Source organism: Pseudomonas sp. S4_EA_1b, assembly GCF_016307435.1.
GTDB lineage: Bacteria > Pseudomonadota > Gammaproteobacteria > Pseudomonadales > Pseudomonadaceae > Aquipseudomonas > Aquipseudomonas rhodesiae.
In genome coordinates, this window is sequence record NZ_JAEILC010000011.1 from 57,250 (window position 1) to 71,287 (window position 14,038).

Consider the following 14,038-nt stretch of genomic DNA (forward strand, 5'->3'; position numbering starts at 1 on the left):
CCCGTTGTGGTTGGCGTATAAACACATAAACACCTATTAGCGGAGAACGCCATGAATACCATTCGCTGGAATGTCGCCGTCTCGGCCGACACCGACCAGTCGCTTCGGATGTTTCTGGCCAGCCAGGGCGGTGGCCGGAAAGGCGACCTGTCGCGCTTCATCGAAGAGGCTGTGCGGGCGCACATCCTGGAACTGAGCGCCGAGCAGGCCAAGGCCGCCAATGCCCATCTGAGTGAGGCAGAATTGACCGACGCGGTTGACGAAGCGCTCGCCTGGGCACGTAAGCGCTGATGCGGGTCGTGTTGGATACCAACATCCTGTTCAGCGCCCTGATCTCGCCGCATGGCGCGCCCGATGCGATTTACCGTGCCTGGCGCGCCTCGCGTTTCGAGGTGGTGACCTCGTGGATGCAGCTCGATGAAATTCGCCGGGCCAGCCGCTACCCCAAGCTCCAGGCCATTCTTCAGCCCGCCAAAGTGGGAGCCATGATCAATAACCTGCAACGGGCTGTGGTACTGGAGCGTTTGACCATCGAGGTCGAAGCCGATGATCCGGATGACTCGTTTCTGCTGGCCATGGCCTTGGCAGGCGATGCGGACTACCTGGTGACCGGTGATCGCCGCGCTGGCCTGCTGCAACGCGGGCACATCGAGCGCACGCGGATCGTCACGCCCGCCGTGTTCTGCGCCGAGGTGCTGTGATCGATGCCGGTCGGTTTTCTGACTCAGGAGCAACGCGACGGTTTTGGCCGCTATGTCGATGCCCCCAGCCGTGAATAACTGGAACGTTACTTCCACCTGAGCGATGAAGACCGTGAAGCCGTCCAGGTGCTGCGGGGTAACCATAACCGCCTGGGTTATGCCGTTCTGCTGACCACCGTCCGCTTCGTGGGAGTTTTGCCGGACAAGCCCACCGCCGTGCCAGTGGAAGTTTTACATGTGCTTTGTCGCCAGCTTTTCTGGAAGCGCTGCTGCGCGACCTGTTTAGCAAATGCGGATAAGGCTGACAAAAAGGCGTACACGCATGCGCAGCCTGAAAGACCCTTATCGGGCGGCCGCGGCGGTCGCCGACGCGTGTAAGGTCGTGCTGGATAGCTCGATCAGCGATGACAGCGTGCGCGCCCGGTTTTTAACGACCTGCCGAGGACTACCCTGGAAAAGGCTCTGGAAGAGGTCAATGCGCTGATCCGTCCGGTCGATGACGTGTATTTCCTCGCACTGGAAGAGCGTTACCGCAGTGTGCGCCGCTTCCTGCCTGCTCTGCTCAAGCACATCCGCTTTGGCTTCAGCCCGGCCGGCAAGGGCGTGGCCGCCAGCCTCGACTGGTTGCAACTGAGCTTTCCCCATAGGAAACCGGAGGATGATGCGCCGCAGGAGATCGTGGCCAAGGGCTGGCAGAAGCAGATTACCCGAGAAGATGGTTCCCTCGACATGGGCGCCAATGTGTTCTGCACGCTCGATGCCCAGCGTACCACGCTACGCCGCCGCGATGTCTTCGTCTCGCCCAGTTGGCGCTATGCCGATCCCCGTCTCGGTCTGCTCGACGGGGCCGAGTGGCTGGCGGCGCGGCCGATCATCTGCCGTCGCTGGGCCTGAACATCGACGTCGGCACCACCCTGGACGCGCTGAGCGCGGAACTGGACGCCACTTGGCAGGCGGTGACCGCCCGCCTGCCCGATAACCCCGCGATTCAACTGAGCGAGAACACCGAGGGCAAGACTGAGCTGTCGCTCGGGGCGCTGGACAAGCTGGACGAGCCCAGCGCGTTGCTGCAACTGCGTGCGGCCGTGGCCGACTTGCTGCCGCGTGTCGATCTGCCGGAAATCCTTCTGGAGATCGCTGCCCGCACCGGCTTTGCCGAGGCGTTCACCCATGTGTCCGAACGCAATGCACGGGCCGACAACCTGGTCACCGGCCTCTGCGCGGTGCTGCTGGGCGGGGCCTGCAACATCAGCCGGGAACCCTTGATCCGCAACGACAATCCGGCGTTGCGCCGTGAACGACTGTCCTGGGTTAGCCAGAACTATATCCGTGACGACACCCTGTCAGCGGCTAACGCCATTCTGGTGGGTGCGCAAAGCCAACTGGAGCTGGCTCAGGTCTGGGGTGTGGTGAGGTCGCCTTCGCCGATGGCATGCGCTTCGTCGTACCGGTGTGCACCGTGCATGCCGGGCCCAACCCGAAGTACTTCGGTAGCGGCCGGGCGTCACCTGGTACAACCTGATCTCCGACCAGTTCTCCGGCCTCAAGGCCATCACCGTGCCTGGCACTCTGCGCGACAGCTTGGTACTGCTGGCCGTGGTGCTGGAACAGCAGACCGAGTTGCAGCCGACGCAAATCATGACCGACACCGGAGCCTACAGCGATGTGGTGTTCGGGCTGTTCCGCCTGCTTGGCTACCACTTCAGTCCGCGGCTGGCCGATGTCGGCGGTACCCGCTTCTGGCGCACGCGCCCGGACGCGGACTACGGCAAGCTCAACGGGCTGGCCCGCCAGTCGGTCAAGCTCGACCTGATCGCGCACCCTGCAAACCGGGGATCGCACCACTCGGTTAGTCCAGGCGCTGGCCGAGTTCGGGCGGATCGAGACAACCCTGCACACGCTGACCTACATTGATGGCGAGTCCAAGCGCCGCGCCACCCTGACCCAATTGAATCGGGGCGAAGGCCGACACAGCCTGGCCCGCGCCGTGTTCCATGGCAAACGCGGCGAGTTGCGTCAGCGCTACCGCGAAGGCCAGGAGGACCAGCTCGGTGCCTTGGGCCTGGTGGTGAACATCATCGCGTTATGGAACATGCTCTACATGACGGCGGCCGTGGAACGGCTCAAGCAGCACGGCTACCCGGTGCTGGAAGAGGATTTGGCCCGGTTATCACCGCTGATCTACTAGCACATCAACATGCTCGGGCGGTATTCGTTCGCGGTGCCGGAAGAAGTCGCGCGCGGCGAGCTGCGGCCGCTGCGCAATCCAGACGACGATCTGTGATCTGAACCGGTCTGCGCTTTATGCATCTGCGGGTGCCTATAACTACGGCTGTGTCCAACCAAACTGAGGAGCAGGCCGACGTCGAACTTTAGGCGTAGCACCTCTCGGATTTTACGCATGGATATACGCTCCACGACAACCTCTTCAACCTCTTCGCTTCGATAGAAGAGGTCGGTCGATGGTAATGAATAGTCCTGAGTCGCTGCCTGCCTGAGCGTAGGTCGGAACTGTGAGAAGTCACTGGTCTAAATGCTCGTAGAATCGGTGTCCAAGTGCGCATGGAATTCCCATAGAGTCATACGTGTTCAAGTTAAGCCCGCGCTACAAGCGCAGCTTGCGACGGATTTTCTCGACCCGGTTACTGTTTAGGCTTTGCAACTCCTGACGCTCACGCAAGGTGACGATGTAACTCTCGCGGGTTCGTAAAATATGCCGGCTAAGCAGCGTTGCCAGCGCACCCTGCTTTCCCGTCTCAGCCAGTTCGATCATCCGGCGATGATCGTTGAACGAACGGTCTGGCTCGTGTCTGGCACATCGAGCCAAGTGGGTGCGCAAAGCCGCGACACGACCGAGATTACGTTCGTAAGCATCCACTAAATAACGATTGGCGCTGAACTTTAAAAAGCTTAAGTGAAATTCAGTGTCGGCGGCGCCATAGCTCAAACGGTCGTTCTGCTCCAGCGCGCTGATCATCTGCGTCAGCGCGCCACGCATCGCCTGGAGCGTGGCTTGAGGGTTGCGCTCAAACGCACGGCGTGAGGCCTCGACTTCGAGCGTTACACGATGTTCGCACAACTCGACAATATCAGCCTCGGTAGGGCTGAACACGAAGCTGCCTGACTTAGCGACCACGTTCACCAGTCCCTCGGTCTGCAGCAGTGCCAGCGCCTCGCGCACCGGCGTGCGGCTGACCTCAAAGGCCGCCGCCAAGCTTTCTTCAGAAAGCGCCTCCCCCAAATCCAGACGTGCAGAGACGATAGCTTCACGGATATTGGCGGCCAAGCGTACGACGAGAGATTTTTCTACGGTTTTGCTCATTGGATCTACACAGGTTTTCATCGCCGAGCTATGGCTCAAGGCTGTGATCACAATGATAACGGAACAGCGCCTTTAAACTTGTATACTAGTTGTTGTACCCTAGATTATTACACCAACAATAAAATGGACCTTCCAATGTCTACTCACCATGCGCTTCAAACATCTCCCATGCCCACCCTGCTCGATGCTTTACGCGAGCTGCTCGGTGAGCGACTGAGTACAAGCCGTACCGAATGCGAGCAGCACGGGCGCGGAGAGTCTTATCATCAGACATTACCGCCGGACGCAGTGTGTTATGCCGAGTCCACGGCCGAGGTTGCGACTATCGTCAAACTCTGCGCCGCACAGCGGGTGCCGATAATTGCCTTTGGTGCTGGCACGTCGCTGGAAGGCCATGTGGGTGCCGCAATTGGCGGAGTCTGTATTGATCTGAGCCGCATGCAGAGAATCATCGATGTTCGTCCCGACGATCTGGATGTGACTGTCGAAGCAGGCGTCACCCGCATGCAACTTAATGCCGAACTGCGCACCACTGGCTTATTCTTCCCGGTCGATCCAGGGGGAGAAAGCACCTTAGGCGGCATGGCGGCAACCCGGGCATCAGGCACTAATGCAGTGCGCTACGGGACAATGCGCGAGAACGTATTGAACCTCACCGTGGTATTGGCCGATGGGCAAGTGATCAAGACCGGTGGCCGTGCACGCAAATCTGCTGCCGGTTACGACCTCACGCGATTATTCGTTGGTTCGGAAGGCACGCTGGGTATCATCACTGAAGTCACGCTGCGCCTTTACGGCATCCCTGAAACCACCTGCGTGGCAGTGTGCACTTTCCCGACGATTGCCTCGGCGGTGAGTTCAGTGGTTTCAATCATTCAATACGGCATCCCGGCCTCTCGCGTTGAGTTGCTGGATGCGCGCACGGTGCAGGCGGTAAACCGCTTTTCCCAGATGCGGCTGACGGAGACGCCGACACTTTTTTTCGAGTTCGCGGGATCCCCGGCCAGCGTGGCGGAACAAGTCGAGCTGACGCAGGAAATTGTTGAAAGCAACGGTGCACTGGGTTTCCAGACTGCAGCCGATGCTGATGCCCGCAGTGCGCTATGGCGTGCCAGACACAATGTTCACTATGCGATGCAGTCCATGCGCCCGAATGCGCGAATCTGGAGTACCGACGTGTGTGTGCCGATTTCAGCGTTGACCCAATGCATCGCCGAAACAGCTGAAGATGTCGCCAAGGTCTCATTTTTCGTAGGCGTAGTCGGGCATGTGGGCGATGGCAACTTCCACTTGGGGTTGGTGGTCGATCCGGATAATGAAGCAGAAATGGCTGAGGCCGAGGCTCTCAATGAGCGTGTAGTAGAGCGTGCTATTGCGCTGGACGGCACATGTACCGGTGAGCATGGAATTGGTTCAGGGAAAATAAAGTATATGGCGCTGGAGCACGGTGCAGCAGTTGGAGTAATGCGTTTGATCAAGCAAGCGCTAGATCCCTTAGGACTGATGAACCCCGGAAAAATCCTTCCCGAAGCTTGACGCCCAGGGTGAAAGGCCACGCCTTCAACATCGGCATGCCTGTACTGGAGGCTTTTGGCTGGGTATTGGTAACAGTGCAGGGTAGAATGCCCACCCCAATTGTTGACTGCGCCAGTGCCTATGAAACCTCCACGCCAACTCGCCAGCCAAACCCTCTTTCGTGGGCTTGAGGTCGTCGATGCTGTTGCTGATGGCCTCACTACGCTTCCAGAGATCAGTGCTCGTCTGGCCGTTTCGGTCAGCACGACTCATCGCTTGGCCTCTGCGCTCGTGCAGATCGGTTATCTTCGTTTCGAAGCACGAAAGGGCTACAGCCTCGGACCGCATTTAATCGAGCTAGGCTTCAAAGCCCATCGCCAGTCCGACTTGGCGACCCGTGCCCGTCCGCACTTGCAGGCCTTGGCCGACCTGACCCACGACACTGTGCATTTGGCTACGATGCTGGATGAACAGGTAGTATATCTAGACAAAATTGCCGGTTCGCGCGCCGTGCAAGTCAGTTCGTTGATTGGTGGCCGCAAGCGCCTCTGCAGTACGGGTGTTGGCAAGGCATTGCTACTGGACGAAACGGAGCAGCGTTGGACTGAGCTGTACCGGCAAGACACGGCCAGTGGTTTTTGCGAAGCCAAGGACGAGGCAGACTGGTTGGCGTTAATGCGCGGGTATGTGGCTGAAGGTTATGCATTTGACTTGGGTGAGGATGACGAAGCGATTCGCTGCGTTGCTGCGCCGATTCGTGATGCCAGTCGCCAGATAGTCGGTGCCGTCAGCGTATCAAGTACGGTTCAGTACATGGATGCCGCGCGGATGCAGGCGCTGATTACAGTCGTGCAAAAGAGCGCAGCGTGTATCGGTCGCGAATTGGGCGGCGGATACACGCTGTAGCTCAAATCGGTTAAACAATCCCCGTGGTGTAAAACAGCACAATGGCTAGCCCTGCAACTAGGGTCTTGATGGTGGTGATGGCGAAGATATCGCCATAAGACTGGCGATGTGTCAGGCCACATACGATTAACAATGTGATGACTGCGCCGTTGTGCGGCAGCGTATCCATCCCGCCGCTAGCCATGGAAGCGATGCGGTGGAAAACCTCTAGAGGTATGCCTGCTGCATGCGCCGAGGCAATAAAAGTCTCGGCCATGGCTCCAAGGGCGATACTCAGTCCCGCAATAGCAGAACCGGTCAGCGCCGAAAGCACCGTAATTGAAATAGCCTCATTTAACAGTGGATCAGGAATCGCTTTGAGTGCTGCGGCTGCGACGACGAAGCCTGGGAGAATTGCCATCACGGCTCCGAAACCATATTCAGTCGCACTGTTCATGGCAGCCAAAATCGACCCTCCAGCTGCAGCTTTACTGCCTTCAGCAAATTTTGGCAGGATCACATGACCACGTGTAAGCATCAGCGTAATAATGCCTGCGAGTAGTCCGCCAAGTACCGACCACACTGCCGCGTAGGTTTTAATGTCGATGACAACGGCCGCGACCATGCCGCCGATGCTCAGGCTGTACTTATCCCCATAAAGCTGCGGAATCAGTCGGATCAGGTAGAAGTTGACAACGCACACCACCAGCAGAGGCAGTAGAGCTATCAGTGGGTGGGATAGTTTTTCGTCCAGATCGGCAGACAGTGGCTCGTTGATATGGCCCATACCATAACCTTCTCCGGCGCGCAAGGCCGCGCGTCGGCGCGACTCTAAATAGAGCATGCCCGCAACGAAAATCATCACCCCGCCAATCGTGCCCAGCCAAGGGGCCGCCCACGTGCTGGTCTGAAAAAAAGTAGTAGGAATAATATTCTGTATCTGCGGGCTTCCGGGCAGCGAGTCCATAGTGAAGGTAAACGCGCCCAGGGCGATTGCGCCTGGTATCAGACGCTTGGGAATCTGGCCTTGACGGAACAACTCGGCGGCGAACGGATAAACCGCAAACACCACAACATTCAATGAGACGCCGCCGTAAGTCAGAATTGCGCATGCCAGCACAATCACCAGCACAGCTCGATGACTACCCACCAGACGGATCAATGCGGCGCTAATAGCGCGTGAGTTACCTGAGATTTCGATCAGTTTTCCGAATAGCGCCCCAAGTAGAAACACCGGGAAAAAGTTCTTAACGAACATCGCCACCTTTTCCAAAAATATAGCGAAATAGGCGGGTGCTACTGCTGCAGGTTCTGTCAGCAAAATTGCACCTAATGCTGCAATAGGGGCGAAAATGATGACGCTGAATCCGCGGTAAGCCATGAAAATCAGGAACGCCAAAGCGGCAAGGATGACGATAACGTCCATCTGAAAAGCTCCACATTATTTTAGTTATTTTGGGGGGGGTACAACTGTCTAGCGAGTTGCTGGGGGCGCTTCAATGCCACGCCCCAGCACGCAGCTCAATCCTTCTTCAGCAAATCCAGAGCAACATCAACGATCATGTCTTCCTGCCCACCTACCATGCGTCTCTTGCCTAGTTCGACCAGTATGTCCAGGGTCTTGAGACCGTATTTCTGGGCGGCAATCTCGGCATGACGTAAGAAACTCGAATACACCCCGGCATAACCCAATGCCAGAGTTTCGCGGTCTACCCGCACGGGGCGATCCTGCAACGGGCGAACAATGTCATCGGCAGCGTCCATCAGCGTGTAAAGGTCGGTACCATGATTCCAACCAAGGCGCTCGGCAGCAGCAATGAACACTTCCAGCGGCGCATTTCCAGCTCCCGCCCCCATACCCGCAAGACTGGCGTCTATACGATCGCAACCTTCCTCGACGGCGGTAATGGAGTTGGCGACACCTAGACTAAGGTTGTGGTGAGCATGCATCCCGGTTTCGGTTTGTGGATTGAGCACCGCCTTGAATGCACGAAAACGATCCCGTACATCTTGCATATTCATCGCACCGCCAGAGTCGGCCATGTACACGCAGGTGGCACCGTAGCTTTCCATCAATTTGGCCTGGGCTGCCAACTGTTCGGCCGGAATCATGTGGCTCATCATCAGGAAGCCGACGGTGTCCATACCCAACGCACGGGCGTACTCAATGTGCTGCTTTGAGACATCAGCTTCGGTGCAATGGGTCGCGATACGGACCACCCTTGCTCCAGCGTCGTAGGCTGCCTTCAAATCGTGAACAGTGCCTATACCTGGTAGCAGAAGGGTTGTGATCTTCGCGTGAGTGATGACATCTGCGGCAGCTTCAATCCATTCGAGATCGGTGTGAGAGGCAAAGCCGTAGTTGAAACTTGAGCCTTGCAGGCCATCACCGTGAGCCACCTCAATCGAATCGACACGAGCCTTGTCCAGAGCGCGGGCGATATCCTGTATGTTTTGCAGCGAATAGTGATGGCGAATGGCATGACTGCCGTCGCGCAGGGTCACGTCAGAGATATAAAGTTTTTTGCCAGGGTTGAACGTCATATCAGTGTCCTCAGGCGTTCAGCATTGACTGCGCCATGCGCTCGGCAGTGGCCAAGGCAGCGGAGGTCATGATGTCGAGATTGCCAGCATAAGCAGGTAGGTAATGGGCCGCGCCTTCGACCTCAAGGTATATCGAGGTTTTAAGACCTGAGAACCTGCCAAGTCCTGGAATATTCACCGGGGAATTTTCCGGGACGAGGTCGAACTGCACTTTTTGTTTAAGACGATAGCCCGGAACGTAGGCCTGAACAGCTGCGGCCATTTCAACTATGGACGCCTCTACCTGAGCTTGATCAGCCGCTTCGGACAACACAAAGACGGTGTCGCGCATCATCAATGGCGGCTCGGCCGGGTTCATGACGATGATTGCCTTACCTTTGGCTGCGCCGCCGATCACTTCAACGGCTTTGGACGTGGTCTCGGTGAACTCATCTATGTTGGCGCGAGTACCGGGACCGGCTGATTTGCTGGCAATCGAGGCGACGATTTCGGCGTAGTGCACTTTGGCCACGCGTGAAACTGCTGCGACCATTGGGATAGTGGCCTGCCCCCCACAGGTGACCATATTGACGTTGAGCCGATCGAGATTTTGTTCGAGGTTAACCACCGGGACACAGTAAGGGCCGATTGCGGCAGGAGTCAGGTCGATCAGGCGGATACCGGGTTTGATTGATCGCAGGAAAGCATCGTTGTTCACGTGAGCCGCCGCCGATGTGGCATCGAATACAAAATCGATGTCTTTAAACACCTCGAGGCGAGTCAACCCTTCAACTCCTTCATGAGTTACTGCTACACCCATTCGTGCAGCTCTGGCTAGACCGTCAGAGGCCGGATCGATACCGACCATCACCGCCATCTCCAAATACTTGGAGTTACGCAGGATCTTGATCATCAAGTCGGTGCCGATATTGCCGGAACCAACAATGGCGACTTTCAGCTTTTGAAAACCCACCATGCTCCCCTCTCTTGTGATTGTGATTTCGAGGCAAAGGCGAACAAGCCGCCTGTGACGTTTCGCGTGCAGATTAGAATTTAGCCCTAAAAATGTCAATATATGATTATTAATATCATATATTGATATTTCTGGCGGATTAGGCTCTTGATAAGACTGAAAGCGTGGGGAAATGTTGTTGGAGATGTGTGCAGGGCGTTGCCGCTGGCCGAAAATCTATGGTCACCCCATTTTTTGCAATACTGATTAACGGATGAAGTGGTTGGCTTGCTTAAATCTATCCGGCGTCCAATTGGGGCTTGCCCCGCGCCACGATGAGAGTCGCGCCTGGCGATCCTTAAAACTGACGCGGCTTCAAAAGCCGATTTTCGGGTCAGGATCTTCGTCAGGCCGGTTGGCCGCTCACATCATCTTTTGTTCAGCTATCGCAAAACCTGAAGGATGAATCGTGGTACTGCGGCAACAACAGGGTCAGGCGCTCAAGGCGTCTGGCCCTGCTTCGTATTGGGTATGGTGCGCGGCAATCGCCCACGCTATACGGGCTAATTTGTTGGCCAGCGCACAGGCGACCACGTTGGAATGACGTCGTGTCAGCAGCGAACGTACCCAGTCGGCCAGCGCCCCTTTCTGACGTTCTATGTGCTGCAGGTAGACCCTGGCGCACTGCACCAGCAGGCGGCGCAGGTTCTTGTCGCCACGCTTGCTGATGCCCAGCAAGTTTGCCTTGCCGCCGGTGCTGTACTGTCTGGGTACCAAGCCCAGAGAGGCAGCAAAATCTCGGCTGCGACCGTATTGCTGGCCATCGCCCATTTCTACAGCCAGCAGGCTGGCGGTGATCGGCCCCACACACGGCATGCTCAGCAAACGACTGCCCAGATCATCGTCAGCCAGTTGGCCGGCCAGCTCTTTGTCCAGTTCCTTGATCTGGCCATAAACGAAGTGATCGTGCAGACGCTGCAGCAGCATCGTTAACCGAACAGGCAGCTCGTGCTCCGCCAGAACACTGGACAAGCGCTTCATGATGGCCAGCCCTTGGGGCAGGCTTATGCCGAATTCCAGCAGGAAACCATGCATCTGATTGACCGCCTTGGTGCGGTCGCGGATCAGCGACTCGCGCAGGCGATGCAATACTGAAAGGGTTTGCTGGGCCTCGGTTTTGGGCGAGACGAAGCGCATCGTCGGGCGTGAAGCCGCCTCGCAGATCGCTTGTGCATCAATGAAGTCGTTTTTGTTGCCCTTGACGAAGGGCCGCACGAACTGCGGGGAAATCAACTTGGCTTGATGTCCCATGGCCATCAGCTCGCGAGCGACAAAATGCGCTCCGGCGCAGGCCTCCATCACAACCGTGCAGGCAGGAAGGTTACCGAAGAATCGCATCATCTGCTGACGCGAGAACTTCTTGCGAAACAACTCACGACCCGGCTTGTCCTGGCCGTGCAGGTGGAACGTATGTTTGCCGAGGTCGATACCGACCAGTGCTAAATCGCTCATGGTGATGGTCTCCAAATAAAAACACCCTGCGAAAGCGTAGCCCTCGCAGGGTGTGGGGGTGACCATCTCATTACTGACCAGTGGGGATGCGGACAAAAACTTGGACTGGTTATGCCGCGAGGCCCAGGCTCTCACGATACTCAACGGGACTGAGAGCGCCCAGGGATATCTTGATTCGTTTCTCGTTGTACCAGCGAATGTACGAATCCAAGGCCTGAATGAACTGCTCGATGCGCGATAACCAGCCGGGCCAGCGGTAGTGAGCGCCACGATCGGAGTGAACAATAGGCCGTTTATCGTTGCTGGCCACCGTTTCGACAGCGGCATCCAGCATCGTGTTCACAAGCTCTGCGTCGGGACGCGTGCCGATCGACCAACTGATTACCTTCCCATCGAAGCAGTCGATCATGGGGGACAGGTATACCTTGCCGGCTGGGATCTGGAACTCCGAGATGTCGGTCAGCCATTTCTCATTCGGAGCTAGGGCCGTGAAGTCGCGGTTGAGGAGGTTTTCCGGCGCCGGACTGATCTCCCCGAGGTAGGAACCGTATCGACGCCGTTTCGGCTTGGCGGCGACTAGGCACTCCTGCTTCATCACGCGCTGCACCACCTTCTCTGAAAGGCGCACACGCTGCCTGCTCAACGAAGCTCGCATCCGACGGTAGCCATAGCAACGGCGATTGCGCTCGAATATGTCCGCCATGGTACGACGCACTTCGGTGTACTTTTCCGCGACCTGCATTCGGGCTTGATGATAGAAATAGGAGCTTCGGGTCAAGCCCAACGCGTCAAGCAGGTCTAAGCAAGAAGTACCTCTGCCTTAGGGCATCAGCCAGCAATGTCTTCTACCGATTGGTCAGGACTTGCCGGTTGATGCCCGTCTCTTTTTTATGAGTTTATTCGCCCTCATCAACAGGTCATGTTCAAGCTGCAAACGGCGCACATCAAGCTGGAGAGATTCGAGTTGCCGCTGCAACTCCTCTCGTTCCGGTGACGATGAGGGTTCAAGTCGACACTTCATGGATGGGGAAACCTTTGGGCCGAGTAGCTGGTTTTTCCAGTTGTACAAGGTCGGCCTGCACACGCCCAGCTTTTGAGTCAGGGCTTTCGCACTTTCTTTTCGAGTGCACAGCGCGATGACCGCTGCCTTCTTCACTGCTGGCGGTCGGGCTAACCCGTCTGATCGACCGACATTACGCGTATGCAACTGGGGGTGCATTTCGTAAATCCAGGCACGCAAGGAATCCCGCGCGGGGTAGCCCAACACCTTGATGGTAGCGGCGATGTTGCGACCGTATTGGAGATAGTGCCCGACAGCCTTTTCCCTTTGGGTCAGTGAATACTTCGACTTCGCGTTCTCGTAGCCGCGCGGCAGGTCGAGGCATCGCTCATACTCTGCGTGCCAGCTCTTCAAAGAGTTCTTCGTCAGGAAGCCCAACTGACGAATACTTGCCCCGATTAGCTTGCCCAGTTTGATGTAGAGCTTGACCGCTCGGATACGGTCTTCGTATGAATACATGAACTGCCACCAGGTAGTTCAACATTTCCGCCGCATGCACGATTAGCCGCGACGACGCAAGGTGTCCGATGGCAACTCGCCGAAGGTGCTCTTATAATAATTGGCGAAGCGTCCGAGATGCAGGAAACCGTAGTCGAGGGCGACTTCGGTAACGTTGCTTACTGCGACTTGCGGGTCACTCAGGCGGGCACGGATTGCCTCAAGTTTGCGCTGACGTATAAAGCGCATGGGTGTGGTGCCAGCGTGCTTGTCGAATAACGCGTATAGCGAGTGTACACCGATATGCACTAGATCAGCCAATTGTTCAAGGCTGATACTCTGCTTAATGTTCTTCTCGATCAATTCTTCCAGGCGGTTGAACGACTGACAAGCGCCCTCCAACGGCTCGCGACTGACATTGCTAATCGGCAGGCTGAGCAGCTTGCTTACTATAATCTTGGCGTAGTGCTCCTTCACCTGAAAAATAGACAGATCAGTTTCCGCCTCCTGACAGACCAGGCTCAGCAATGTAAGGAAGCCGTCCAGTTGCTCGCGCCGATGAATCTGGTCAAAGCGCACCCCCTCGCTCGGGTAACTCCACTTGTTTTCGCTGCAAACCTTTCCGATGAAACTGGCCGGCAGCTTGATAATGAACTTCTCGTAGCAGCCCGAGTAGGTCAGATCGAACGGGGTGTGAGGGTTGAGCAACAACAAATCACCGGGGGCAAGGCCGCGTTCCTCACCGCAGCTTCGCCACATGCAGCGCCCCTTGAGCACGATATGTAAATGGTAGTGAGCCTCTCGTTCCGGCGAAGTGATTTGCACTCCGCTACCGTAACTCATCTGGAACAAATCCAAGCTGCCTAAAGTACGGTGCATCAGGCTAGCCTCTGAATCACTAGTGCGGCGCTGCATGACCCGGTGGGCACCCACATGCTCGTTGGCATAGCCTGACACTACATCAACAGAATTTTTGGAGAAAATCTGGCTCTTCTCATGTAGCAAACAAAAATCCATAAGTCATTACGCTCTTATAATTATATGCGTTGAGACGAGAATTCGCAGAACGAGTGGAACATTGCATTTTTACAACATTTTTCATCTTTTCACTAGGGAGACGCTGCAAAAAT

At 56.6% G+C, this 14,038-nt stretch carries 10 protein-coding genes and 2 pseudogenes; 5 read left to right on the plus strand and 7 right to left on the minus strand.

The window, feature by feature from the left end:
* Positions 1-51: 51 nt before the first annotated feature.
* The 3 genes and pseudogenes from YA0848_RS04015 (at position 52) to YA0848_RS36360 (ending at position 2,985) form a co-directional block, all read left to right on the plus strand.
* Positions 52-291, plus strand: coding sequence for a ribbon-helix-helix domain-containing protein (locus tag YA0848_RS04015; protein WP_039594173.1), 240 nt, complete (start codon positions 52-54; stop codon positions 289-291).
* A complete protein-coding gene (locus tag YA0848_RS04020) occupies positions 291-701 on the plus strand; it encodes a putative toxin-antitoxin system toxin component, PIN family (RefSeq protein WP_039594174.1) in 411 nt (136 codons plus the stop codon). Before YA0848_RS04015 ends, YA0848_RS04020 begins: the two co-directional genes overlap by 1 nt.
* A 3-nt stretch (positions 702-704) precedes the next feature.
* Positions 705-2,985: pseudogene (locus tag YA0848_RS36360) on the plus strand (Tn3 family transposase).
* Between the two features lie 321 nt (positions 2,986-3,306).
* On the opposite strand, the gene YA0848_RS04030 reads toward YA0848_RS36360, so the two are convergent.
* Complete coding sequence (locus YA0848_RS04030; RefSeq protein WP_039594175.1) at positions 3,307-4,023, minus strand: GntR family transcriptional regulator; 717 nt, start codon at positions 4,021-4,023, stop codon at positions 3,307-3,309.
* 135 nt (positions 4,024-4,158) lie between these two features.
* On the opposite strand from YA0848_RS04030, the gene YA0848_RS04035 reads away from it, so the two are divergent.
* Both YA0848_RS04035 and YA0848_RS04040 read left to right on the plus strand, forming a co-directional pair.
* The gene (locus tag YA0848_RS04035; protein WP_039594176.1) at positions 4,159-5,559 is read left to right on the plus strand and encodes an FAD-binding oxidoreductase; all 1,401 of its coding nucleotides are present in this window, start codon (positions 4,159-4,161) and stop codon (positions 5,557-5,559) included.
* Positions 5,560-5,679: 120 nt separating this feature from the next.
* Positions 5,680-6,444 carry an IclR family transcriptional regulator gene (locus tag YA0848_RS04040; RefSeq protein WP_046510189.1) on the plus strand — a complete coding sequence of 255 codons (765 nt, stop codon included), beginning with the start codon at positions 5,680-5,682 and terminating at the stop codon, positions 6,442-6,444.
* Between the two features lie 10 nt (positions 6,445-6,454).
* Here the strand turns inward: YA0848_RS04040 and YA0848_RS04045 are convergent, their stop codons facing one another.
* The 6 genes and pseudogenes from YA0848_RS04045 to YA0848_RS04070 all read right to left on the minus strand — a co-directional run bounded on the left by YA0848_RS04045 (position 6,455) and on the right by YA0848_RS04070 (position 13,925).
* Positions 6,455-7,849: a GntP family permease gene (locus YA0848_RS04045; protein WP_039594178.1), complete on the minus strand. Its 1,395-nt coding sequence runs from the start codon at positions 7,847-7,849 to the stop codon at positions 6,455-6,457.
* A gap of 95 nt (positions 7,850-7,944) precedes the next feature.
* A complete protein-coding gene (gene dmpG, locus YA0848_RS04050) occupies positions 7,945-8,967 on the minus strand; it encodes a 4-hydroxy-2-oxovalerate aldolase (RefSeq protein WP_039594179.1) in 1,023 nt (340 codons plus the stop codon).
* 10 nt (positions 8,968-8,977) lie between these two features.
* Positions 8,978-9,922, minus strand: a complete 945-nt coding sequence (locus tag YA0848_RS04055) for an acetaldehyde dehydrogenase (acetylating) (protein WP_039594180.1) — start codon at positions 9,920-9,922, stop codon at positions 8,978-8,980.
* A 468-nt stretch (positions 9,923-10,390) separates the two neighbouring features.
* Positions 10,391-11,410, minus strand: coding sequence for an IS110 family transposase (locus tag YA0848_RS04060; protein WP_082112130.1), 1,020 nt, complete (start codon positions 11,408-11,410; stop codon positions 10,391-10,393).
* 109 nt (positions 11,411-11,519) lie between these two features.
* Positions 11,520-12,929: pseudogene (locus tag YA0848_RS04065) on the minus strand (IS3 family transposase).
* Between the two features lie 42 nt (positions 12,930-12,971).
* The gene (locus YA0848_RS04070) at positions 12,972-13,925 is read right to left on the minus strand and encodes an AraC family transcriptional regulator (RefSeq protein ID WP_039594181.1); all 954 of its coding nucleotides are present in this window, start codon (positions 13,923-13,925) and stop codon (positions 12,972-12,974) included.
* Positions 13,926-14,038 lie beyond the last annotated feature (113 nt).

What these genes read in the sequence shown, in the direction of transcription:
- YA0848_RS04015 (WP_039594173.1), top strand. Translation starts at nt 52, where the DNA reads ATGAATACCATTCGCTGGAATGTCGCCGTCTCGGCCGACACCGACCAG.
- YA0848_RS04020 (WP_039594174.1), top strand. Translation starts at nt 291, where the DNA reads ATGCGGGTCGTGTTGGATACCAACATCCTGTTCAGCGCCCTGATCTCG.
- YA0848_RS04030 (WP_039594175.1), bottom strand. Translation starts at nt 4,023, where the DNA reads ATGAGCAAAACCGTAGAAAAATCTCTCGTCGTACGCTTGGCCGCCAAT.
- YA0848_RS04035 (WP_039594176.1), top strand. Translation starts at nt 4,159, where the DNA reads ATGTCTACTCACCATGCGCTTCAAACATCTCCCATGCCCACCCTGCTC.
- YA0848_RS04040 (WP_046510189.1), top strand. Translation starts at nt 5,680, where the DNA reads ATGAAACCTCCACGCCAACTCGCCAGCCAAACCCTCTTTCGTGGGCTT.
- YA0848_RS04045 (WP_039594178.1), bottom strand. Translation starts at nt 7,849, where the DNA reads ATGGACGTTATCGTCATCCTTGCCGCTTTGGCGTTCCTGATTTTCATG.
- dmpG (WP_039594179.1), bottom strand. Translation starts at nt 8,967, where the DNA reads ATGACGTTCAACCCTGGCAAAAAACTTTATATCTCTGACGTGACCCTG.
- YA0848_RS04055 (WP_039594180.1), bottom strand. Translation starts at nt 9,922, where the DNA reads ATGGTGGGTTTTCAAAAGCTGAAAGTCGCCATTGTTGGTTCCGGCAAT.
- YA0848_RS04060 (WP_082112130.1), bottom strand. Translation starts at nt 11,410, where the DNA reads ATGAGCGATTTAGCACTGGTCGGTATCGACCTCGGCAAACATACGTTC.
- YA0848_RS04070 (WP_039594181.1), bottom strand. Translation starts at nt 13,925, where the DNA reads ATGGATTTTTGTTTGCTACATGAGAAGAGCCAGATTTTCTCCAAAAAT.